The sequence below is a fragment of the Pseudovibrio sp. W64 genome, from assembly GCF_001623145.1.
GTDB lineage: Bacteria > Pseudomonadota > Alphaproteobacteria > Rhizobiales > Stappiaceae > Pseudovibrio.
The window spans coordinates 95,592-119,304 of sequence record NZ_LMCI01000005.1; the positions used below are offsets into that span (position 1 = coordinate 95,592).

Consider the following 23,713-nt stretch of genomic DNA (forward strand, 5'->3'; position numbering starts at 1 on the left):
AATGGCGACGGAAATTCGAGTACCCACTCTGGGTGAATCCGTAACCGAGGCAACAATCGCTCAATGGTTCAAAAAACCGGGCGATGCGGTGAATGCAGATGAGCCACTGGTTGAGCTGGAAACAGACAAGGTAACTGTTGAAGTACCTGCGCCTGTAGCCGGTAAACTGGACAGCATTGATGTGAAAGAAGGCGATACTGTTGAAGTTGGCGCCCTTCTTGGTTCCATCGCAGAGGGTGCAGCTGGTGCTGTGTCCGCTCCTGCTGCCGAAGCTGCACCGGCTGCTAAAGCTGCGCCTGCTGCAGCTGCTGAAACAGTTGAAGTTCTGGTACCACACGCTGGTGAAAGCGTTACCGAAGCTGAAGTTGGCGAATGGTCAGTTAAAGTTGGTGACGTTGTAAAGGCTGACGATATCCTCGTTGAGCTGGAAACAGACAAAGCTGCTCAGGAAGTACCTAGCCCAGTTGCTGGTACCGTGGTTGAAATCGCTCAGGCAACTGGCGCGACTGTTGAGCCTGGTAACCTGCTCTGCAAAATCGCTAAAGGCGACGGCGCAGCTGTTGCCGCTGCTGCTCCGGCAGCTGCCGCTCCTGCACCAACTGTTTCTGGCACAAGCATGCCAGCAGCACCTTCTGCTGCAAAGATGATGGCTGAAAAAGGCCTCTCTGCTGATCAGGTTGCAGGCTCCGGTAAACGCGGTCAGGTTCTTAAAGGTGATGTTCTCGCAGCTGTTGCTGCTGGCGTTTCTGCTGCTCCGGCAGCTGCTCCAGCTCCTGTTGCAGTGCGCGTCGTTTCAGCTCCGACTGACGAAGTGCGTGAAGAACGTGTTCGCATGACCAAGCTACGCCAGACGATTGCGCGCCGCTTGAAAGATGCTCAGAACACTGCGGCTATGTTGACCACTTACAACGAAGTGGACATGAAGCCGATCATGGACCTGCGCAAGCAGTACAAGGACATCTTTGAGAAGAAGCACGGCGTAAAGCTCGGCTTCATGGGTTTCTTCACCAAAGCAATTACCCATGCTCTTAAAGAAATCCCGGCTGTAAACGCTGAGATCGATGGCACTGACATCATCTACAAAAACTACGCTCATATCGGTGTTGCTGTTGGCACTCCGAAGGGTCTCGTGGTTCCTGTTGTTCGTGATGCAGACCAGATGTCTATTGCTGAAATCGAAAAAGAAATCGGCAACCTCGGTCGTAAAGGCCGTGATGGCAAGCTCTCCATGGCAGACATGCAGGGTGGCACTTTCACCGTCTCTAATGGCGGTGTTTACGGCTCCCTGATGTCCTCTCCAATCCTGAACGCACCGCAGTCCGGTATTCTCGGCATGCACAAAATTCAGGAGCGTCCGGTTGCGATCAACGGTCAGGTAGAAATCCGTCCGATGATGTATCTGGCTCTGTCCTACGATCACCGTATCGTAGACGGCAAAGAGGCAGTGACCTTCCTGGTTCGCGTTAAAGAGAGCCTTGAAGATCCACAGCGTCTGATTCTGGACCTCTGATATAAACGTGCCCGGCACTGGCCGGGCACATTTGTTTTAAGGGAAATTGGCGCACTTCTCTTCGTTGCAGCCTTCTCCCGCCTACTTACAGGGATTTGCAAATGTCCTACGATCTCGTCGTCATCGGTACCGGCCCAGGCGGTTATGTTTGTGCAATCAAGGCAGCTCAGCTCGGCATGAAAGTTGCTGTAGTTGAGAAGCGTAAGACCCATGGTGGTACTTGCCTGAACATCGGTTGTATTCCATCCAAAGCTCTGCTGCATGCCTCTGAAATGTTTGAGGAAGCAAACCACAGCTTTGAAGCCCTGGGCATCAAAACTTCCAAGCCCAAAGTGGACTGGAAGGCAATGCTGGCGCACAAAGACAAAGTGATCGACGGCAATGTGACCGGTATCGATTACCTCTTCAAAAAGAACAAGATCGACGTTCACTTTGGTACTGGCCGCGTGCTGGGTGCTGGTCGCGTAGAAGTAAAAGCTGAAGACGGCTCAACTTCCATCGTGGAAACCAAGAACATTGTTATCGCAACAGGTTCTGACGTAATGCCTCTGCCAGGTATCGAGATCGATGAGAAAACTGTCGTCTCTTCAACTGGCGCCCTGTCTCTTGATAAAGTGCCGAACCGTATGACCGTTGTCGGCGCTGGCGTTATTGGCCTTGAGCTTGGTTCTGTCTACGCCCGTCTTGGTGCTGAAGTGACCGTTGTTGAGTTCATGGACAAGATACTCGGCCCAATGGATGCTGACGTTTCCAAGCAGTTCCTGCGTATGCTGAAAAAGCAAGGCCTCAAGTTCAAGCTGTCCTCCAAGGTAACTGCGGTTCAGAAAAAAGGCCGTGCTCTGGAAGTGACCGTTGAGCCAGCAGCAGGTGAAGCCGCTGCCGCAACTCTGGATGCAGACGTGGTTCTCGTCGCAATCGGTCGCCGTCCATATACGGAAGGTCTTGGTCTGGCAGAAGCAGGTGTTGAGCTGGACGAGCGTGGCCGCGTGAAGACAGACAACCACTACAAAACCAACGTTGACGGTATCTTTGCTATCGGTGATGTGATTGCTGGCCCGATGCTTGCGCACAAAGCGGAAGACGAAGGCGTTGCTGTTGCAGAAATGCTCTCAGGTCAGGCTGGTCACGTAAACTATGACGTCATTCCTGGTGTTGTTTACACTTCTCCTGAAGTGGCCAGCGTTGGCAAAACTGAAGAAGAGCTGAAAGCTGCGGGCATCAAATTCAAGTCCGGCAAGTTCCCATTTTCCGCAAACGGTCGTGCAAAAGCAATGCTGCACACCGACGGTTTCGTGAAAGTGCTGGCTGACGCTGAAACAGATCGTGTGCTCGGTGTTCATATCGTTGGCTTCGGTGCAGGCGAAATGATCCACGAAGCATGTGTTCTGATGGAATTCGGCGGTTCCTCTGAGGATCTGGGTCGCACCTGTCATGCGCACCCAACCATGTCCGAAGCGGTGAAAGAAGCCGCTATGGCAACATTCGCCAAGCCAATTCATATGTAATCTGGAATTTCTGGATTAAAAAAAAGCCGCTTCAGGAAACTGAGGCGGCTTTTTTGCTACTGGCGGACCAGAATGTAACTGCGGGTCTTGTTCGGAATTGTTGGGTCATGGTTTTCGGTGCGGACATATGCCTGAATGCGCTCTCCCATTGGCCGCAGCTCAATATGCTGGGCTTTGAAGAAACCACCAAACCGGAACGTGAGTACACCAGAAAAACTAAGCTGTCCTGCAGCCCAGCCCCACTTGCAGTCGCGAGGGGAGCAACTGGTGAAGGCACGAGCGCGCACAATCAGCTGCCCGTCAAGGCATTGCCCTTCAACTTCAATCTGGGAGAGCTCTTTCAAACGTGCTTTGGGATTTTCCCAATCCCCCAGCTCCGCCATTTCTGATTTGCGGACTTCACAGGCGGTTTGCGCTTGAGCTGCTGAAACAAGAAAAGCAAACGTGCAGAAGAACATGCACAGAAATGATGTTTGTCTAAGTTTCATGACTAAAAGCTCCCCGCCTAGTCCTCTCATATATCAATGTAGATGGGCTCTGCGAGGAGTAAATGCGTGTTTTATCCTATCACCCTAGGTCTTTTACGCTTTTGACGATGTCTTGAAGCTTGCGCGTAGCTGCGGATGGACTGGATGCCCCACAGATTGCTGAAATAACTGCAATCCCATCAGCTCCAGCTTTGATCACCTGATCCGCATTAGCAAGTGAAATTCCGCCAATTCCAACCACAGGCAACTGAGATTGAACCGTTAAACCGGCAAAGCTTTGCATACCCATATCAGCCGCATCATCCTTACTGTTCGTCGGGAAGCAAGCGCCTATGCCAAGGTAATCACAGGCTGAAATGTCCGCAGCATCCAGCTCATCCTGAGTGCTGACCGAAAGACCTAGCAGCTTATCAGAGCCGATCAACTCCCGGGCTTTCGTGGCATCCATATCATCCTGTCCAACATGAACGCCGTCCGCATCAACCGCTAAGGCAACATCTATGCGATCATTGACGATTAGCGGCACATTCAGCGGCTTCAACGCTTGCATCAACCGCTCTGCCAGCTCAATTTGCTCGCGCGTGCTGCTAGTCTTGTCACGAAGCTGCACAACAGTAGCGCCATTTTGTGCGGCTGCGATTGCTATGTCGACGGGGTCCTGACCGGGGCAGTCTTGCGGCCCCAGCACCAGATAAACGGAAAGATTAAGCAACGGCTTCATGCATTTCAATCCGTGCTGTTGTGTTGAGGATATCGCTGTTCAGCTGATAGAGGCCGTTAATGATATCCAGCTGCAAGCTTGCTGGTCCTGCTGAATTTTTTGCAGCAATCTCACCAACAACCCCGAGAAAGACCATTGCATCAACTGCGGCATCAAACGGGTCGTCGCAAACAGCCAGTGTTGCGCCAGTCAAAGCCGTTGCCGTGCAACCAAGGCCGGTCGCATAAGGCATCATCTTATCCCCGTTGGCGACTTCAGCAGTGCGCGCACCATCAGTGATAAAATCAACCGGACCAGAGACGACAACAACAGCGCCCGTCTGCTTCGCCAGTTCTTTCGCTCCTGCCAGTGCAGCCTGAGAGCTATCCGTGCTATCAACGCCTTTTCCACCTGCACCCTGACCAGCAAGTGCCATGATTTCAGAGGCATTGCCACGAATGACGCTCGGCTTATTCTCCAGCAATTCACCAGCAAGCTTGGTGCGGAAGGTCAACGCTCCAACAGCCACCGGGTCCAGTACCCAAGGGCGACCAGCTTTGTGGGCAGCAGCAGTTGCCAGCTTCATCGCCTCTGCCTGAGCAGGGGTAACCGTGCCAACGTTGACCACTAATGCACCTGCAACACTTGCAAGTTCAGGGGCTTCTTCCGGGCCATCCACCATGGCAGGGGAGGCGCCAATGGCCAGCAGGGCGTTCGCTGTGGTGTTGGCCACCACGATGTTCGTCATGTTATGGACGAGTGGACTGTTGTCACGAATTGCAGAAAGAGTTGCGCAAGCGCTTTCGACACGACCCATTTTTATCCTCGGTCTTGTTGTGCGAAAGAGAGCTGGTATCAGGGACTTGGCAAACTGCCAGACAATCTATCCCCCAACACGGCGTGAGTGCTCCCTTCGCTGGAATTATCCAGAGCAGGTTCTTCGAGTATGATCTCAGCCACAACACACGTGTCGGGCACCCCGTTTCACATCGACGAACCTAGGGGATCTGCTAAGGGAGATCAAGGTGATGTGAGGGAGGGGGACAACCTATCAACGACGCGGGTGTGCCTTGTCATAAGCGTCCAACAGCTGTGCACTGTTCACTTCCGTATAAATCTGTGTGGTAGAAAGGCTTGCGTGCCCCAGTAGCTCCTGAATGCTCCTCAAATCCCCGCCTTCAGAGAGCAAATGAGTTGCAAACGAATGGCGTAAAGCGTGAGGAGTTGCGGTGTCTGGTAGACCAAGAGCACTGCGGATTTTTTGCATGGCCAGCTGGATCATACGCGCATTCAGCGGGCCACCACGAACGCCGCGAAACAGCGGTGAGCTGCCCGACAGATCATAAGGGCACTGCTTTTTGTAGGCTTCAATAGCTTCTATTACCACTGGCAGAACCGGAACAAGCCGTTCTTTGTTGCCTTTACCGCGAATCTTCAGCGACTTATCCCCCTCCTTCGGCGCTGAGGCCGATGTCAGAGACAGCGCTTCAGAAATACGGAGACCGCAACCGTAGAGCAGTGTGAACACCGCTGCGTTGCGGGATTCAACCCAGGGAGTGTCCTCAAAAGCGAGATCGCTGCTGACAATCGCTTTGGCTTCCTCAACGGGGATAGGCTTGGGCAGGCTGCGGGGAAGTCTCGGCGTACGAACAGCTGCAGCACCAGCCGCATTCACCTCACCGCGCTCCTCCAGAAACGAGAGGAAGGAGCGGATGCCAGCCAACCCGCGGGCAAGCGTCCGCGTCTGCGCGCCATCCCTCCGACGCGTCGCCAGAAATGCGCGAAAGTCCTTTGGTTTCAAAGACTCCAGATGCCGCAGGGCAACCGGTTCGCCTTCATAACTGGTCATGAAGCGCAGGAACTGACGGGTGTCGCGCTCATACGCTTCCAGTGTCCGTTCAGCCAGTCGCCGTTCAGAGCCCAGATGATCAATCCAGTCTTCTATCGCTGCGGTAACATCTGGTTTGCAGATGATGAGTAAGTCTTCGCCGCTATCAAGGGAATTTGCCATTCGCAAAGTGTAAGCGCCAAATCTGGCTGAATGGTTACCAAAAGATAAACATACACGCCTTTGCGAAATGCCTGCGCAAATTCAGTTGATGACGATTGGCTGCCCGTGATCACTGATGATCCGGTCAATTTCCTGCCGAGCGGCCATCGCAAACCGTTTCTGGTTCTCGGTTGGCACCACAGAATCCCCCAAAACGACGATGTTCTCGTCATTAAACCGGTTCGCCGGGCCTGTGTAATTGAAGCTGCCGACAATCATAATGCTATCATCAATTACCATAAGCTTATGATGAAGCTTACCAATTCGGCTTGAACCGCGAACGAAATGCAAATCAGCACCAGCTTCTGCTAAAGGCTGAGTGGCTGCCCAGTCCTGTCCGCCTTGCCGGGCATCAAGCGCACCACGCACCTTTCGCCCAGCCTCCATCAGCAGCAACATGGCATCATCAATGCCGGAGCTTTTGGAGAAGGTGAAGATAGCAAAGTCCACTCGTTCCTTAGCTTTTGTCATCTGTTTGGTGACTTCCATCTCTGGTGCGTGGTCCGGTGCAAAGCAAACTTTCACGCGGATGTCGTCAACAATCACTTCTTTCGGTGTGTTCTCGGCTTCGTTGTCATCAACGCTGTATCGGCCAAATCGCCCCCGTTTAATCTCCCTGAATTCCCGTTCAAAGATATCGGCAACCTTCTCATTCTTGATGATGAGAAGATGGTTCAGGTTGCGATGTGTGCCGGTCTCAGTGAAGTTTGTGGAGCCGGTCAGAACAGCATTGCCATCGCGAATGATGAATTTCTGATGGAATATCCGTGGGTTAAAGTCAGTCCGAACCCACACCTTAGAGCGCAGCAACGCCGCGTGAAGTTGCCGGTTCACCTCGTTCTCAACACGAGGGTCGCTTGAGTGCGGGTCGTCTGCTGGCTCATCTACGCTCAGGTAATCCGCCTCGGACACCACTCGCACCCGCACCCCGCGTCGCTTTGCGTTGATAAGTGCGTTGGTTATGCGTTTATTGTCTATTTCTTGAATTGCTATGTCGAGCGAGCGCTCTGCAGCATCAATAAACCCGATAATCTCTCCCTCAAGATCATCCAGCGGGTTATCCGGTAAATGATCGAGGACTGTCTTCGGACCAACAAGGAATTTAAGATTCTCAGTTTCAACTGCCATTGTACCCTCCCACCGTCATAACACCTTACCCTAGGGTAGATGATGTGTCGGTACACAATTATGACGGTAGGAAGCGAAAAGAGGACCTAGCTAGAAACCAACCGAAATAAGTGGATTGGTGTTGCCTTGAATTTCCAGGATGCGAGCATCACGCAGCTGCTCTTCTTCAGAGACCGGATCCTCTGCCATCCAATTGTTGAACATCTCCACTTCAGTCTCTGTCAGAGGCATGCCGTAGGTGGTCTGCATGTACAGATAGATCCGCGCAATATCACCGCGCGTCTCAGCCATCGGCTCGGCAACTTTCCGGCTGCTGTCAATCTCAAAGTCACAAGCACCGTAAGTCCGGTCTTCGCCAGTAATAACGGCCATGCGATAATTGGAGCGGTCTCCGTTTAACTCACCAACGGCTGGAACGAGGTTATGGAGATCAGCTTCCATGCGCTTGAAATCTGCATCAACTTTAGAGCAGCACCGGCGGCCCTTATAGGATTTGCCCTTCTTGGTGGTGCAGGCAGGGTCGCCTTCACTCCAGCAAGCCCGGGTTTTGCCAAAACGGGAGGCCGGAACAATATGCTCCCACTCAATCCGCTTGCCGCGCTTGGCGTTTTTGCGCGGAGTATACCCGCAACTGTCCGCATCAACCTGCTTCTTTCCATTGTAGGTGCAACCACAATAGAAGGTCTCGCGATACTCTTCTGACGGATAAATATGCTTCTCCAACAGGCGCTTGGCCTGAGAGAAGCTGGTTGGCGGCGCAGAAAAGGCTGCAGTTGTCCAGATGCAAGCTAAAAGGGCAGCAGAGAATACGATGAGGTTACGCATGAAGGAGTCTTTCGCAAGCGTATCCCTGAAAAGTGGTCTCCGGTTTTCAGATAAGGATACGCATTAATAAAGATCTTGAATGAGGCGCGTGAATGAAATGCACGCGACATATTCAAGTTCACCATCAGAAACTGGCGAGGGAGAGTTAAGAAAACCCTGCCAACACTGTTTGACGCGGTGGATACTGGTTTGTGCTGGTCCACTTTGACCGAATGAATGGGTGTGAACCTTGCCAAGCAAGATGAGGGGAGGAGAGATTGAGGGTTAAACGGAGGTTCTAAGAGCGCAATCGCGCTGCTAATTCACGAATTTGATGCTGAGCAAATACCTCAACGCCGTTCTTGAGCAGATCAGCAGCGACGACACCCAGGCCAGAACGAGTTTGCCCATCATGATGCCCACTATAGATAAAAGTGCTCCCGCAGGATGGGCTGCCATCCGTCAGCAAAGCAAAACGGCAACTTTCTTCAAGAGCGGTCTGTACCGCGATGCTAGCACCAAGGCGAAACTGGTTGGTGACGTCGCGCCCATTGTCTTCAAAAATTCCGCCATGGCCTTCGAGAACATCTGTGCCCAATTGGTTCTCTTCAATCTCAGCTGGTGGGCGCGGTGTTGGAAATCCTGCTGCGACTTCCGGGCAAAGGGGCACCAGAATACCGGCTTCCTTCCAACCAGTTAGAATACTGCTTTCAAGTGGTAGGCCACTGCCGTTGTAGCGGACTGGCTCACCAAGCAAGCACGCACTTATCAGGATTTTCGTGGTCATACTGCGGATACCTGAATTTTAGATAGGCTTGGGCTGGCTGAGACTGCACGATAAAACAAAAAACGCGGACCCAATGGCCCGCGCTTAATATCATCGCGATATGCGAAAACGAAATGAGCTTAAACGATGCTCTGACCGGTTGCTGCCCAGTCCTTCATGAATGCTTCCAGACCTTTGTCGGTCAATGGGTGCTTCACGAGGCCCTTCAGTGTTGAAGGTGGGATAGTTGCAACATCAGCGCCGATGAGCGCGCAGTCTTTTACGTGGTTTGCGCTACGGATAGAAGCTGCAAGAATTTCGGTGGTGAAGCCGTAGTTATCATAGATCTGACGGATTTCAGCAATCAGGTCCAGGCCTTCAATGTTGATGTCGTCCAGACGGCCGATGAATGGAGAGATGAAGGTCGCGCCAGCTTTTGCAGCCAGAAGAGCCTGGTTTGCAGAGAAGCAAAGGGTCACGTTGGTCTGCACGCCTTTGTTCGCCAGAACGCGGCAAGCCTTCAGGCCTTCCAGTGTCAAAGGCAGCTTGATGCAGATGTTATCTGCAATTGCGATCAGCTCTTCAGCTTCTTTCAGCATGCCTTCAGCGTCGGTTGCGACAACTTCAGCAGAAACAGGACCATCCACAAGCTCGCAGATCTCTGCGATGACTTCTTTCATTGGACGGCCAGATTTCATGATAAGAGATGGGTTAGTGGTAACACCATCGAGAAGACCGGTTGCAGCCAGCTCTTTAATGTCGTTGGTGTCAGCAGTATCAACGAAGAATTTCATGCCGGAAAGGCTCCTGATTTCTTAGTAGCCTCTCGTAGGGTACCGGAGGCCTAGGGGGGAATTCCGGTATGTGTTTAGCCCAGAGTGTATAGAAACAACAAGAGTAAAACCCGCTAAAGCGTATTCCCGAAAACTGGATTTCGGTTTTAGGATAAGAATGCGCGGCAAAACCAGCAAGTGCTCAACAAGGAATGGAGTTTCGTGAGTCAGCAAACTGAGTTTTTTGGCAACGGCCAGATGTGTGAACCAGAGGTTATTGTACCTGTGCTGGTTCCTGTCGCTGTCGCAGGTGCTTATTCCTATAAAGTACCCGCTGACATGGACGTACGCCCCGGTTCCATCGTGCGTGTGCCTCTTGGCCCGCGTGAGGTGATCGGCGCTGTTTGGGATGGAGAACCGGATACAAAGGTTAATCCCAAAAGGCTGAAAAGCATCCTGCATGTCTACGATACGCCCCCAATCGCTGAAGATCTTAGGAAATACATAGACTGGGTTGCCGCATGGACGCTGGGCGCTCCCGGCATGGTTTTGCGCATGGTGCTGCGTTCTGAGGAGGCTTTGGAACCAGAAACGCTGCTCTCTGGTGTGCGCTACATTGATGGCATGCAGCCGGACCGCATGACACCTGCACGCTCAAAAGTCATGGAACTCGTCGAAAATGGCATGGCATGGACACGCCCCGGCTTGGCGGGAGCTGCTGGTGTCAGCTCCTCAGTCATCGACGGCCTTAAAAAGCAAGGCGTGCTGGAAGAAGCAATGCTGCCAGCAACCCCGCCACTGCCTGATCCTGATCCATCTCTTCCGGGCAGAAAGCTGACGGATCTTCAGGAAGGCGCTGCGAATCAGTTGTGTGAGTCCATCGGAAAAGGCTTCAAAGCCTTCCTTATCGATGGGGTGACAGGGTCAGGAAAGACCGAAGTTTATTTCGAAGCCGTCGCCGAAGCTCTCAGAAACAACGAGCAAGCTCTGGTTCTCATCCCCGAAATTGCGCTCACCAACCAGTTTTTGGAGCGGTTTGAGCAGCGATTTGGGGTCAGACCAGCCGAATGGCACTCGCAAGTACCCCCAAAACGACGCGCAAGAACGTGGCGGGGAGTCGCAAATGGCGAAGTGAAGGTCGTTGTTGGTGCGCGGTCAGCACTTTTCCTTCCTTTTCACAGGCTAGGTTTGCTGGTCGTGGATGAAGAGCATGATACGGCCTACAAGCAAGATGATCGCGTTCCCTACAACGCTAGGGATATGGCCGTTGTTCGGGGGCATATCTCTGGTTTCCCTGTCGTGCTCGCCAGTGCAACACCATCTGTGGAAAGTCAGGTAAATGCAAAGCTCGGCCGATACACGAAAATCGTGCTTCCAGTGCGTGCTTCCGGTGCGGAAATGCCAACCATCAAAGGCATTGATATGCGCTGCGATGGGCCTGAGCGAGGCAAATGGCTGGCGCCTGCACTGGTCAATGAGATTCAGGAAACACTGACCAACGGTAATCAGGTTCTGCTCTTTTTGAACCGTAGGGGTTATGCCCCACTGACCCTGTGCAGAACCTGCGGCCATCGGTTCCATTGTGAAAACTGCTCAGCTTGGCTTGTGGAGCACCGCTTTAAGGGTAAATTAGTGTGCCACCACTGCGGCTATTCACAGCCTATGCCAGATAAATGCCCCGAATGCAGCAAGCCTGATATGCTGGTTGCGTGTGGTCCTGGCGTGGAACGAATTGCTGAAGATGTCTCAGCGTTATTTCCCGAGGCACGCGTCCTTGTTCTCTCCTCGGATTTACCGGGCGGAACAGAGCGCATAAATCGCGAAATGAAACTCGTTGAAACGGGCGAAGTTGACATTGTCATCGGCACGCAATTGGTCGCCAAAGGGCATAACTTTCCATTAATGACCCTTGTAGGGGTGGTTGATGCTGATTTGGGTCTTGCAAATGGCGATCCAAGGGCAGCAGAGCGCACTTTCCAGCTTCTGGCTCAGGTGACGGGACGTGCTGGCCGAATACACGGAAAAGGCAGGGGATTGCTGCAAACTTACAACCCTGACCAGCCCGTTATAAAGGCACTTCTCTCCGGAAATCCCGAAGAATTTTACGCTGCGGAAATCGAGTCGCGAGAAAACGCCGGCCTGCCTCCATTCGGCAGACTCGCAGCATTGATTATCTCTGGAGCGGATAGAACTCTCACCGAAAAATTTTCCAAAACTCTTGCAGTAAATAGTCCTAGTTCGGAAGGCGTTCAAATCCTCGGTCCGGCAGAGGCTGCAATGGCGCTGGTGAGGGGCAGATATCGGTTCCGTTTGCTCGCAATCGCACCCCGGAGTGTTGATTTACAAGGCTTTCTGAGAAACTGGTTGTTTGCCGCTCCCAAGCCAACTGGCGGTATCAGAGTGCAGGTTGATGTTGACCCCCAAAGTTTCATGTAGTGCTGCGCAGAAAGTTTGATACCTCAATGTATGCGTTGGAATACCTACGCCATGTTGCAAGGTGTTCAAGCGTGTGCTATGCGAAGCGCGGCTTTATCGGCACGGTTATCTCAGATTGTGCCATTCAAATTGAATTAGACGCGACTTATCAAGGATTTGGATTTCCGGCGAGCCAGCCGCCAGAATCTTGTATGCGCGGGAGAGCACGGATCCAGTGACTGACAACGTATCTCTCATTTCGGGCGTGGCCTTGCGTTATGCTTCTGCGCTGTTGGACCTTGCTGAGGAGCAGGGTGCGACGGCAGAGGTGGAGAAGGGTCTCGACCAGTTTGAGGCACTCTTGAACGAGAGTGCTGATCTTGATCGTCTTATCAAGAGCCCCGTTTTTAGTGCAGACGCTCAATTAAAGGCGATCTCTGCTATTTTGGAAAAGGCCGGAATTTCCGGCCTGACCGCAAATTTTGTGAAGTTGGTTGCCCAAAACAGGCGCCTCTTTGCCGTTCCAGGCATGATTCAGGGTTTCCGTGAGCAGCTTGCTGCAAAGCGTGGAGAAGTTACTGCTCTAGTAACCTCTGCAACGGAATTAAACGCTGAGCATGTCGCAGCTCTTAAAGAAGCACTCAACGCTTCTACGGGCAAGAATGTGAAGATTGTAGTGAAGGTGGACTCATCCATTCTTGGTGGTCTGATCGTGAAGATCGGCAGCCGGATGATTGATACGTCACTGCGAACCAAGCTCAACTCTCTTAAGTTCGCGATGAAAGAGGTCGGTTGATGGATATTCGGGCTGCGGAAATTTCCGCTATCCTCAAGGACCAGATCAAGAACTTCGGCCAAGAAGCTGAAGTGACTGAAGTTGGTCAAGTACTTTCCGTAGGCGACGGCATTGCCCGCGTTTACGGCCTGGACAACGTCCAGGCGGGTGAAATGGTTGAATTCCCAGGTGGTATCCGGGGAATGGCATTGAACCTTGAAACTGACAATGTCGGTGTTGTTATCTTCGGTAGCGACCGTGACATTAAAGAAGGCGACACGGTAAAACGTACCGGCGCTATTGTGGAAGTTCCAGTAGGTAAGGGTCTGTTGGGTCGCGTTGTCGATCCACTCGGTAACCCAATCGACGGCAAAGGTCCGATCGAATCTACTGAACGTCGTCGCGTTGACGTGAAGGCACCAGGCATTCTGCCTCGTAAGTCCGTTCACGAGCCAATGTCTACAGGTCTTAAAGCGATTGATGCTTTGATTCCAATCGGACGTGGTCAGCGCGAATTGGTGATTGGTGACCGTCAGACCGGTAAAACCGCTATCATCCTCGACACCTTCCTCAACCAGAAGCCTTTGCACGCATCTGACGACGAACACGAAAAGCTGTACTGCATCTATGTTGCGGTTGGCCAGAAGCGTTCAACTGTTGCTCAGTTCGTGAAAGCTCTGGAAGACGCTGGTGCTCTGGAATACTCCATCGTTGTTGCTGCAACAGCGTCTGATCCTGCTCCATTGCAGTATCTGGCACCGTTCGCAGGCACCACAATGGGTGAGTACTTCCGCGACAACTCCATGCACGCTGTGATCGGTTATGATGACCTTTCCAAGCAGGCTGTTGCGTATCGCCAGATGTCCCTGTTGCTCCGTCGTCCACCAGGACGTGAAGCGTACCCTGGTGACGTGTTCTACCTGCACTCCCGTCTGCTCGAGCGTTCTGCGAAGCTGAACGAAGATCACGGCCTCGGTTCTCTGACCGCGCTGCCAGTGATCGAAACTCAGGGTGGTGACGTTTCTGCGTTTATTCCGACCAACGTGATCTCCATCACCGACGGTCAGATCTTCCTTGAAACCGATCTGTTCTTCCAGGGCATTCGTCCAGCGGTTAACGTTGGTCTGTCAGTTTCTCGTGTGGGCTCTTCCGCTCAGATTAAAGCGATGAAGCAGGTTGCTGGCCCGGTTAAGGGTGAGCTGGCTCAGTACCGTGAAATGGCTGCGTTCGCGCAGTTTGGTTCTGATCTGGATGCAACCACTCAGAAGCTTCTGAACCGTGGTGCACGCCTGACCGAATTGCTGAAACAGCCGCAGTTCTCTCCGCTTAAAACGGAAGAACAGGTTGCAGTGATCTTCGCTGGTGTGAACGGCTACCTGGACGATCGTCCGGTTGGTGAGGTTCGCGAGTTTGAAGCTGGCCTGCTGCGCTTCTTGCGTGCAGAACATGCAGACCTTCTCTCCGCTATCTGGGAGAAGAAGGCACTCGACGCCGATTTGACTGACAAGCTGAAAGCTGCAGTGGAAGCTTACGTCAAGACCCTCGGTTAATTCGAAGCAACGGGATAAGGAACGAGAGCGCCCATGGCGAGCCTCAAGGACCTAAAAAACCGCATCGCTTCGGTCAAAGCGACGCAGAAAATCACCAAGGCCATGAAAATGGTGGCCGCGGCGAAACTGCGTCGTGCCCAGGATGCTGCAGAAGCAGGTCGTCCCTATGCTGAACGCATGGGGACAGTACTTGGCAATCTTGCAGCTGGGTTCGAAGGTCGGGATGATGCGCCGAAGCTGATGACGGGTACAGGACGGGATCAGACACATCTGCTCCTCGTCTGCACAGCAGAGCGTGGCCTCTGTGGTGGTTTCAACTCGTCGATAGCACGTCTGGCACGTGAGCACGCAGACAAACTTCTTTCCGAAGGTAAGACGGTCAAGATCGTCACCGTTGGTAAGAAGGGGCATGATGCCCTGAAGCGTGGCTACGGTCAGCACATTGTAGAGAATATCGAACTACGCGGCCTGAAATCTGTTGAATTCAGCGACACAAAGCACATCGGCGATCTCGTCATGGAAATGTTCCAGGATGAGAAATACGATGTTTGCACACTGTTTTACGCGCAGTTCCAATCGGTAATCAGTCAGGTTCCGACCGCCAAGCAGCTCATCCCAGCTCAGTTTGAAGCGAAAGATGAAGCTCAGGACGGTTCCTCTGAGGACGCGCTTTATGAATACGAACCAGGTGAACAGGAGATCCTTGAGACCCTTCTGCCACGTAACGTCGCTATTCAGATTTACAGCGCAATCCTTGAAAACGGTGCCTCCGAGCAGGGCGCGCGCATGGCCGCTATGGACAGTGCAACGCGTAATGCCGGCGAGATGATCGACAAACTGACAACGACGTACAACCGTCAGCGTCAGGCGCAGATCACGACGGAACTGATTGAAATTATTGCGGGCGCGGAAGCGCTCTGACCGAGTTGAGACGAGGATTTAAGTGATGGCTGACACGAAAGTCGGACAGATCACGCAGGTAATCGGCGCTGTTGTCGACGTTCACTTTCCAGGTGAACTCCCTGCAATTCTGAACGCTCTGGAAACTGACAACGGCGGTAACCGTCTGGTTCTCGAAGTTGCTCAGCATCTGGGCGAAAATACAGTACGTACAATCTGCATGGACGCGTCCGAAGGTCTCGTTCGTGGTCAGGAAGTACGCGACACTGGCGAACCTATCGCAGTTCCTGTTGGTGACGGCACTCTGGGCCGCATCATGAACGTGATTGGTGAGCCTGTTGATGAAGCTGGTCCAATTGAACATGATGCCAAACGCGGTATCCACCAGGAAGCTCCTGCATTTGTAGAGCAGTCTACAGAAGCTGAGATCCTTCCAACCGGCATTAAGGTTGTTGACCTTATCGCTCCTTACGCAAAGGGTGGTAAGATCGGCCTGTTCGGTGGTGCGGGCGTTGGTAAAACCGTTCTCATCATGGAATTGATCAACAACGTTGCTAAAGCACACGGCGGTTACTCCGTATTCGCTGGTGTTGGTGAGCGTACTCGTGAAGGTAACGACCTTTACTGGGAAATGATCGAATCCGGCGTTAACAAGGAAAAAGGCGGCGAAGGTTCTAAAGCTGCTCTTGTTTACGGTCAGATGAACGAACCTCCAGGAGCACGTGCACGTGTTGCTCTGACAGGTCTGACCATTGCGGAAGACTTCCGTGATAAAGGCCAGGACGTTCTGTTCTTTGTGGACAACATCTTCCGCTTTACGCAGGCTGGTGCTGAAGTATCCGCACTTCTCGGCCGTATTCCTTCTGCTGTGGGCTACCAGCCTACACTTGCTACCGATATGGGCGGCATGCAGGAGCGTATTACGACCACATCTAAAGGTTCAATCACTTCCGTTCAGGCCGTTTACGTTCCTGCGGATGACTTGACTGACCCTGCACCTGCTTCCACATTTGCTCACTTGGACGCGACTACGGTTCTTAACCGTGCGATCGCTGAAAAAGGCATCTATCCTGCAGTGGATCCTCTGGATTCCTCCTCTCGTATGCTTGACCCGCGCATCATCGGTGACGAGCACTACGAAGTTGCGACCCAGGTCCAGGAAACACTTCAGCGCTACAAAGCCCTTCAGGACATCATCGCCATCCTTGGCATGGATGAACTTTCTGAAGAAGATAAGCTGGTTGTTGCTCGCGCACGTAAGATCGAGCGCTTCATGTCCCAGCCGTTCTTTGTTGCTGAGGTCTTCACTGGTTCCCCAGGTAAGCTGGTTGCGCTCGAAGACACCATCAAAGGCTTTAAAGGCCTTGTTGCTGGTGAATACGACCACCTGCCAGAAGCTGCATTCTACATGGTTGGCTCTATGGAAGAGGCAATCGAGAAAGCGGCTAAGCTGGCTGAGGACGCTGCTTAATCTCGGTTCTTTTGAACCGGTGACTTCTTTGGGTGACGCTTTTGGCGTCACTCTTAGAAACGGATAGAGGATGAGCTAAATGGCTGAAGCATTTCAGTTTGAGCTGGTTTCACCAGAGCGCCTTCTGCTCTCGGCAAAGGTTACTGATGTAATCGTGCCAGGCACTGAAGGTGAATTTGGTGTTGGCGCTGGTCACTCGCCGTTCTTGTCAACCATGCGTCCGGGTGTTGTTAAAGCGCTCAGCGAAGATGGTTCCAAGCACGAATACTTCGTGCGGGGTGGTTTTGCTGACGTTTCCGCGTCTGGCATGACTGTTCTGGCGGAACAGGCGATCCCGATGGCCGATCTTGATGCAGGTTACATCGCACAGCAGATTCAAGATGCGAGTGAAGATGTAGCTGATGCTAAGGACGAAGATGCACGTCAGGCTGCACGGCTGGTACTTTCCCAGCTGCAAGAGCTGCAGGCAGCTATCAAAGCTTCCTGATTGCACTTCGATGCCAAGAAAAACAAAAGCCTCGGCAGTGCCGAGGCTTTTTTGTATCTGCCTATGCAGAAAGCAGGCTCTTTAAACCGTTAGCGGGAGAAAAGAGCACAGGATGAACGAGCAGCCCAGTCGATTAGGCTGCAAGTCTCTTTTTATTTGCTGCTGCGTTTGCAGCGCGCATTTCCTCAGCACGCGCTTTGCGCTGCTCAGGTGTCTCGTAAACAATCGTGCGATGGTGGTCGCAATAAGAGCCATTTTCAGCGCGGTTCTTGCAAGGGAATGTATAGCTCCCGCTGTCACCTTCAGTCCACTTACACTGGCCCGCCTTAGGCATAACTGGTGCTTTCATTTACCTACCCTTGTTCTTTGGAGCCAGTCGATCAACACTTGCATGCACGCGGGAGGAGCGTGAATACCATGCTCGCCGTTGGATCGTTGGAACCATTTTTGATTATGGGATCACCGGAATTTTCTTTTGCTACATTAAAAGCAAACAAATTTACCGGACGGGAAAAAGATTATCTCTCCCCTTTCCAAATTGCTAGATATTTTTAGCTGTGTAAAAATGCTTACACAAGAAAATCTGGATAAAATATTTTTCTGATTTTTAATTGTGTAAGTAAAACAAATAGATAACAGAGTGGATGTGTATGCACCAATATTAACCACCACGCGAATTCTGCTGAATTGTTGTGGTTACTGCACTAAATTGATTCATCAATTGTGGCGAATTATGGTTTTTCAGAGTGCCTTCCCAGTACACCACCGGCATTGTGAAGTGCTTCGGGATCATCCAAATCACGTCGCGCAGCTTCTCCAAGCTCCACGGTATAAACCACCGAAGGATTCTGTTGAATGATTGGTTTGCCGCCAATATCACCTCGCAGACTGAGGAGATCATCAAAAAACGCACGATCCCAAAGCACTGGATTGCCTCGTTTGCCATGCGTTGTAGAGACGCCGATCAGCTGATCCTGCTTGGAATCGTGATTCTTTAAAAGCTTGTTGATGTCATCCGTGGATACGAAAGGCATATCACCGAGCAGAATGAGTGCAGCCTGTGATTGGTCGTTGACGCTCTCGATTCCCTTTTTGACGGAGGATGAAATACCTTCATCGTACTCAGCATTATGTCTGAACCGGATCGGCAACCCGGAAAGCGCCTCTTCCACCTTAGAGGCCATCGCACCTGTGACGACAATGAGCTCATTCAACTCACTCGCAAGCGCATGCTCGGCAACAAGCCGGACGACAGGCTTCCCATCAATAAGCGCCAGCAGTTTGTTGTGGTCTCCCATGCGAGAGGAGTTACCTGCCGCTAGTAGAATGCCGCTGCAGGTGGCTTTATCAGCCTCCTCAGAGAGAGGATGGTCTCGGGGGTGAGGACGACTATGGATTTCTTTCAAAAGCCCGCCAACCCCCATCGACATGATGTCTCTGCTGGTAACGCGGATATTGGCCAGCAAGCGCTGCAGGATCCAGTCAAATCCGTTCTCTTGCGGACTCCGCGCACATCCTGGCGCACCAATAACTGGGATGCCATTCAGCTCCCCAAGTACGAGCAGGTTGCCCGGATCAACCGGCATCCCAAAATGGATGAGCTCCCCACCAGCTGCTTGAAGAGCAGCAGGAATAACATCCCCTTGGTCCACCACCGCTGAAGCACCAAACACAACAATCAGATCAGCATCCTGCACTTGCTCTGTGCCAAGCGCATTCGTAAGAGCCTCTTCTTCGTGGGGCACACGCACATCCGCAGCAATCGTACTTGCTGCAATGTCCAGCCGCTCCTGCAAAACACGAAGGCTCTTTGCAATGACTGTCTCTTTCAGGTGCGGAAGCGTCGTGGAAATGACTGCAACCGATTTCGGTGCATAAGCAGCCACGGAGATAGCCTCGGAAATCTTGTCCGCTGCGCTCTGTGCCAGCTTCTGATCAACAGCCAACGGAATAATCTTCGCAGTCGCAAGCATGCGCCCTTCGCGAACTTCTGTGAACGGAGGCAGGCAGGCAAACGTGATGGCCGGATCAATCAGGTTAGCTTCTGTCACTTTCTCGGCGTCTACCTGCAAAATCCCGCTTTGCGAGGCATAAAGATTGGACCGTCCTGTAAAGGGGGGAGAAGCTGAAACAGCTGCGCCGCAAGCATGGGTGGCCAGCAAAGCAGCAGCGTCATCTTCGTGCAGATCAGTTGCCTCAACTTGCGCAACAATAACCTCCGCAAACCCTGTTGCAATCAACTGGTTCACATCCGCATCACTGAGCTGATGTCCTTTGGAGAGGGAGAGGCCATTATGTTTGATGGAGTGGGCAAGGTAACATCCTGCACTCTCTGCGGCTGATCTGCTTCCAAATTTCACGTCAGCCCGCCTTCTTCTGGTCTGCCTTCGTCCCACGCAAGGTCACAATGATCTCTGCGAGCAAGGCCACCGCAATCTCGGCTGGGTTGGCAGCGCCAATATCAAGACCGATTGGCGCTTTGATACGGGCAAGGTCCTCTTCGCTCATGCCAGCAGCGAGAAAGCGCTCACAGCGTTTTGCATGGGTCTTGCGGCTTCCTAATGCGCCGACATAAAAGCAGCCAGCTTTCAGCGCTTCCATCAGTGGCACATCATCAATTTTCGGGTCGTGGGTCACAGCAGCAACGGCGGTGAAGGGATCTAACTTCAACTGTGCCATCACATCTTGCGGCCATTCAGCAAGCAGCGGCACCTCAGGGAAGCGCTCTTCAGAGGCAAACGCAGTGCGTGGGTCAACAATCGTAATGTCAAACCCTGCCGTTTGCGCAATTGGAACCAGTGCCTGCGTGATGTGAACAGCACCCACAACCACAATCCGCGTGGCCGGAACCTGCATACTCAGGAAGTACTCTTCGCCGTCTTGCGCCTGCACCCGTCCAGATTTGCCACTGCGAACACCGTTTTCAAAAGCAGCGGCAATGGCACCATCCTCTGCATCATCTCCATAAAGCATCACAGAGGACAGACCGGTTGCCAGATTAGTGAGCAACGCTGCAGGTTGGCGTGCAGCTCTGGAAGTGTTCAGCAAGCGAACATGTCCGTGATCCGCCTCTGATGTCAGAGGCTCCAGATAAACGCCAATCTTGCCACCACAGGAAAGGCCAACGCGCCACGCAGTTTCATCGGCGACACCAAACTCAATCTTGCGCGCCTTGCCATCTTCCAGCACATCCATGGCCTCAGCAACCACAGCGCCTTCCACACAGCCGCCGGACACTGATCCCTCGAACTCTCCACTCTCATCAATGATGAGATGGCTGCCAATAGGGCGCGGCGCTGAACCCCACGTCTCAATCACCGTCGCCAGCACCAGTCTGCGCCCCTCTGTTTGCCAGCGCTCAGCAACACCAAGGACGTCGAGGTTTTTGGAAAGCTCTTGAGGCAGAGTGGAAACAGACATGACAGGCTCGCAAATAAACAGGGTCCCTAAGCGTCCTCCTATGCGAAAAACCTGAGAGATCTCGCGTAGGACGATGCCCTAATAGAATGAGGAGCCTAGCCTGCTTGTTCAAGGGGATGCAACAACAGAACAGTGTTCAGTAAAACAAAAAAGCGCCGGGGCTTTCGCTCCAGCGCTCTCTTCGGGGGACTGATGATTACTATTCAGCAGCAATTTTGGTGATCGGGCCTGCATGAAGGACCAGATCATCAACGTGATCCTGGAAGATCTGGAAGTTCGCAGCGAACATGTCGACAAGCTTGCTCGCCTGCACGTCATATTCAGCCGGATTGCTCCAGGTGCTGCGTGGATCAAGGATACTGGTATCAACACCTGGCACCGCAACGGGAACCATAAAGCCGAAGTTCTCATCCTTGCGGAATTCAGCGGTGTTCAAAGAACCGTCCAATGCAGCACGAAGCAGGGCACGGGTTTCTTTGATTGGCATACGGTGACCAACACCATACGCACCACCGGTCCAACCGGTATTCACCAGCCAGCAATCCACGCTGTGCTCACGGATCAGATCTTTCAGCAAAGCACCATATTCTGATGGATGACGCGGCATGAACGGCGCACCAAAGCAGGTGGAGAATGTTGCCTGTGGTTCAGTGACCCCACGCTCTGTGCCAGCAACTTTCGCGGTATAACCGGAAAGGAAGTGGTACATCGCCTGAGCATCACTGAGCTTCGCGATTGGAGGCAAAACACCAAACGCATCAGCCGTCAGCATGATGATGTTCTTAGGGTTTGGCGCACGGCCACTTTCACTAGCATTCGGAATGAAGTGAATAGGGTAGGAGCAGCGCGTGTTTTCCGTTTTGGAACCATCGTCAAAGTCTGGAACACGAGCTTCATCCAGCACAACATTCTCAAGAATGGTGCCGAAGCGCTGCGTGGTCGCAAAAATCTCTGGCTCGGCTTCTGCAGAAAGGCGAATGGTTTTTGCGTAGCAGCCACCTTCAAAGTTGAAGATGCCTTCTGGCCCCCAACCGTGCTCATCATCACCGATCAGCGTGCGGGCTGGATCAGCGGAAAGCGTGGTCTTGCCGGTGCCGGACAGGCCGAAGAAAACAGCAGCATCGTCGTTATCGCCAACATTCGCGGAGCAATGCATTGGCATCACACCGTCTTCTGGCAACATGTAGTTCAGCATGGAGAAGACGGATTTCTTCATTTCACCGGCGTAGGCAGTACCGGCGATCAGAACGATCTTGTTGGTCAGATCACAAGCAATAACCGTCTCGCTCCGGCAACTATGACGCTCTGGGTCAGCCTTGAAGCTTGGCAGATCGATGATGGTCATCTCTGATTCAAAGCTTTTCAGGTCTTCGCGGGACGGGCGAAGAAGCATGTTGCGAATAAAGTGGTTATGCCATGCCAGCTCGTTATAAACGCGAACGTTCAGCTGATGCGCAGGGTCAGCGCCTCCATAAAGGTCCTGTACATACAGGTCCATGCCTTCAGCATGGGCCAGCATGTCTTGCAAAAGAACATTGAAGTTCTCCGGGCTCATCGCGCCACTGTTGTCCCACCAGATCGTATCTTCGGTCTTGGTATCACGAACAACAAACTTGTCTTTTGGAGAGCGTCCTGTGTGAGCACCTGTTTCGGCACACAGAGCACCACCAGCGGCGATCTGTGCTTCACCGTTCCTGATAGCATGCTCATAAAGTTCAGCTTCGGTCAGGTTCCAGTACACACTGTTGAGGCCCTTCAGTCCGAAGGTGTCACACCCAAACGCGGAATTCCGTAGTCCGAACTCGTTCATGTTCAGTAGTCCTTAATCGGCTCACTATTAAGCTTGCGTCATTCAATGGCACTGCGCCAGTGAATTTAGCGATAACGCCCCTTGGATGGGACAGTCATGCTTACAAAAGCAAGACCAGAAATCCTGCGTTTTTCTATTAAACCGATTGAAATACGACCTTTTGCTGGCATAGATTTATTTTGCTTATAAAAATAAACTCTACACAAACTTGGTTTTCACTTTTAAGCGTTTAACGATACACTTCATGAAGAACACGTGGCACTTGGCAGGCGAAACCTTGTCAAAAGTAGCGCTAAATAAGGAATTTTTCCGAGTATCTTGCTAAAACAGGGTTTTGCCTTATTTCGAGGTTAGGGATCGCGCAAGTTAATCTCAAATCCCAACTAAGTAGCGAAACGTGCAAGAGAGGAATAAGGTCTCTGATATGCCAACGATTGCTCTGGTCGATGACGACCGTAACATTTTGACATCCGTCTCAATAGCTTTGGAGGCCGAAGGATATCGGGTCCAGACCTATACAGACGGAACAGTCGCACTGGAAGGGCTCCAGGCCGACCCGCCGGATCTTGCCATCTTTGATATCAAGATGCCGCGTATGGATGGAATGGAGCTGCTGCGCCGTTTTCGCCAGATGTCCGATCTGCCTGTGATCTTCCTCACGTCTAAAGACGACGAGATTGATGAGTTGTTTGGCCTGAAAATGGGCGCTGACGACTTTATCCGCAAGCCATTCTCCCAGCGTCTGTTGGTTGAGCGTGTGAAGGCTGTTCTGCGTCGTGCTGCACCGCGAGATCCTGCAAGTGCTGCGACTGAGACTTCCAAGTTGCTGGAACGTGGCAACCTTGTCATGGACAAAGAACGCCATACCTGCACATGGCTTGCAAAGCCGGTCACGCTGACAGTGACAGAATTTCTAATTCTCTTTGCTCTCGCTCAGCGTCCGGGCGTTGTGAAAAGCCGTAATGCGCTCATGGATGCTGCCTACGATGATCAGGTCTATGTTGACGATCGCACCATCGATAGCCATATCAAGCGCCTTCGCAAGAAGTTCAAAGTGGTTGATGATGACTTTGATATGATCGAAACACTCTACGGTGTAGGTTATCGCTTCCGCGAGAACTAATCTTAAGCAGCTCGTACAGGGCTGTCTGAAGGTTGGAA

21 protein-coding genes are annotated in these 23,713 nt (G+C 52.4%); 9 read left to right on the forward strand and 12 right to left on the reverse strand.

The window, feature by feature from the left end; all coding sequences use genetic code 11:
- The first annotated feature begins 1 nt into the window (after window position 1).
- Window positions 2–1,510, forward strand: coding sequence for a 2-oxoglutarate dehydrogenase complex dihydrolipoyllysine-residue succinyltransferase (gene odhB, locus PsW64_RS03240; protein ID WP_063302673.1), 1,509 nt, complete (start codon window positions 2–4; stop codon window positions 1,508–1,510).
- A 101-nt stretch (window positions 1,511–1,611) separates the two neighbouring features.
- Entirely contained in the window at window positions 1,612–3,015 is a 1,404-nt protein-coding gene (lpdA, locus tag PsW64_RS03245) for a dihydrolipoyl dehydrogenase (protein WP_063294244.1), read from the forward strand.
- A gap of 56 nt (window positions 3,016–3,071) precedes the next feature.
- Here the strand turns inward: lpdA and PsW64_RS03250 are convergent, their stop codons facing one another.
- The 8 genes from PsW64_RS03250 to fsa all read right to left on the reverse strand — a co-directional run bounded on the left by PsW64_RS03250 (window position 3,072) and on the right by fsa (window position 9,745).
- Window positions 3,072–3,503, reverse strand: coding sequence for a hypothetical protein (locus PsW64_RS03250; RefSeq protein WP_063302674.1), 432 nt, complete (start codon window positions 3,501–3,503; stop codon window positions 3,072–3,074).
- A 79-nt stretch (window positions 3,504–3,582) separates the two neighbouring features.
- Entirely contained in the window at window positions 3,583–4,224 is a 642-nt protein-coding gene (gene thiE, locus PsW64_RS03255; RefSeq protein ID WP_063302675.1) for a thiamine phosphate synthase, read from the reverse strand.
- Window positions 4,208–5,020, reverse strand: a complete 813-nt coding sequence (gene thiM / locus PsW64_RS03260) for a hydroxyethylthiazole kinase (RefSeq protein ID WP_063302676.1) — start codon at window positions 5,018–5,020, stop codon at window positions 4,208–4,210. The genes thiE and thiM overlap by 17 nt, the downstream gene beginning before the upstream one ends.
- 234 nt (window positions 5,021–5,254) lie before the next feature.
- Window positions 5,255–6,214, reverse strand: coding sequence for a tyrosine recombinase XerC (locus PsW64_RS03265; protein WP_063302677.1), 960 nt, complete (start codon window positions 6,212–6,214; stop codon window positions 5,255–5,257).
- A gap of 81 nt (window positions 6,215–6,295) precedes the next feature.
- Entirely contained in the window at window positions 6,296–7,381 is a 1,086-nt protein-coding gene (locus PsW64_RS03270) for a phospholipase D-like domain-containing protein (protein ID WP_063302678.1), read from the reverse strand.
- A gap of 90 nt (window positions 7,382–7,471) precedes the next feature.
- Window positions 7,472–8,206: an endonuclease gene (locus PsW64_RS03275; protein WP_063302679.1), complete on the reverse strand. Its 735-nt coding sequence runs from the start codon at window positions 8,204–8,206 to the stop codon at window positions 7,472–7,474.
- A gap of 277 nt (window positions 8,207–8,483) precedes the next feature.
- Window positions 8,484–8,972 (reverse strand): DUF523 domain-containing protein, encoded by a 489-nt coding sequence (locus PsW64_RS03280; protein ID WP_063302680.1) that lies wholly within the window; start codon window positions 8,970–8,972, stop codon window positions 8,484–8,486.
- Between the two features lie 119 nt (window positions 8,973–9,091).
- A complete protein-coding gene (gene fsa, locus PsW64_RS03285) occupies window positions 9,092–9,745 on the reverse strand; it encodes a fructose-6-phosphate aldolase (protein WP_057462970.1) in 654 nt (217 codons plus the stop codon).
- A gap of 237 nt (window positions 9,746–9,982) precedes the next feature.
- On the opposite strand from fsa, the gene PsW64_RS03290 reads away from it, so the two are divergent.
- The 6 genes from PsW64_RS03290 (at window position 9,983) to PsW64_RS03315 (ending at window position 17,322) form a co-directional block, all read left to right on the forward strand.
- Window positions 9,983–12,160 (forward strand): primosomal protein N', encoded by a 2,178-nt coding sequence (locus PsW64_RS03290; RefSeq protein ID WP_063302690.1) that lies wholly within the window; start codon window positions 9,983–9,985, stop codon window positions 12,158–12,160.
- Window positions 12,161–12,374: 214 nt separating this feature from the next.
- Complete coding sequence (locus PsW64_RS03295; protein ID WP_082830495.1) at window positions 12,375–12,935, forward strand: F0F1 ATP synthase subunit delta; 561 nt, start codon at window positions 12,375–12,377, stop codon at window positions 12,933–12,935.
- A complete protein-coding gene (gene atpA, locus PsW64_RS03300; RefSeq protein WP_057462968.1) occupies window positions 12,935–14,464 on the forward strand; it encodes a F0F1 ATP synthase subunit alpha in 1,530 nt (509 codons plus the stop codon). Before PsW64_RS03295 ends, atpA begins: the two co-directional genes overlap by 1 nt.
- 33 nt (window positions 14,465–14,497) lie before the next feature.
- Window positions 14,498–15,385, forward strand: coding sequence for a F0F1 ATP synthase subunit gamma (locus PsW64_RS03305; RefSeq protein ID WP_063286421.1), 888 nt, complete (start codon window positions 14,498–14,500; stop codon window positions 15,383–15,385).
- Between the two features lie 25 nt (window positions 15,386–15,410).
- The gene (atpD, locus tag PsW64_RS03310; protein ID WP_057462966.1) at window positions 15,411–16,835 is read left to right on the forward strand and encodes a F0F1 ATP synthase subunit beta; all 1,425 of its coding nucleotides are present in this window, start codon (window positions 15,411–15,413) and stop codon (window positions 16,833–16,835) included.
- A gap of 79 nt (window positions 16,836–16,914) precedes the next feature.
- Complete coding sequence (locus PsW64_RS03315; RefSeq protein ID WP_057462965.1) at window positions 16,915–17,322, forward strand: F0F1 ATP synthase subunit epsilon; 408 nt, start codon at window positions 16,915–16,917, stop codon at window positions 17,320–17,322.
- Window positions 17,323–17,455: 133 nt separating this feature from the next.
- Here PsW64_RS03315 and PsW64_RS03320 read toward each other — a convergent pair whose 3' ends face one another.
- The 4 genes from PsW64_RS03320 to PsW64_RS03335 all read right to left on the reverse strand — a co-directional run bounded on the left by PsW64_RS03320 (window position 17,456) and on the right by PsW64_RS03335 (window position 22,552).
- Window positions 17,456–17,671 (reverse strand): hypothetical protein, encoded by a 216-nt coding sequence (locus PsW64_RS03320; RefSeq protein ID WP_057462964.1) that lies wholly within the window; start codon window positions 17,669–17,671, stop codon window positions 17,456–17,458.
- A gap of 382 nt (window positions 17,672–18,053) precedes the next feature.
- The gene (locus PsW64_RS03325) at window positions 18,054–19,682 is read right to left on the reverse strand and encodes an NTP transferase domain-containing protein (RefSeq protein WP_063302681.1); all 1,629 of its coding nucleotides are present in this window, start codon (window positions 19,680–19,682) and stop codon (window positions 18,054–18,056) included.
- A gap of 1 nt (window position 19,683) precedes the next feature.
- The gene (locus PsW64_RS03330) at window positions 19,684–20,742 is read right to left on the reverse strand and encodes an XdhC family protein (protein WP_063302682.1); all 1,059 of its coding nucleotides are present in this window, start codon (window positions 20,740–20,742) and stop codon (window positions 19,684–19,686) included.
- 199 nt (window positions 20,743–20,941) lie between these two features.
- Window positions 20,942–22,552, reverse strand: coding sequence for a phosphoenolpyruvate carboxykinase (locus PsW64_RS03335; RefSeq protein WP_063302683.1), 1,611 nt, complete (start codon window positions 22,550–22,552; stop codon window positions 20,942–20,944).
- 424 nt (window positions 22,553–22,976) lie between these two features.
- On the opposite strand from PsW64_RS03335, the gene PsW64_RS03340 reads away from it, so the two are divergent.
- Window positions 22,977–23,675, forward strand: coding sequence for a response regulator transcription factor (locus tag PsW64_RS03340; protein ID WP_063286425.1), 699 nt, complete (start codon window positions 22,977–22,979; stop codon window positions 23,673–23,675).
- The last annotated feature ends 38 nt before the right edge of the window (window positions 23,676–23,713 follow it).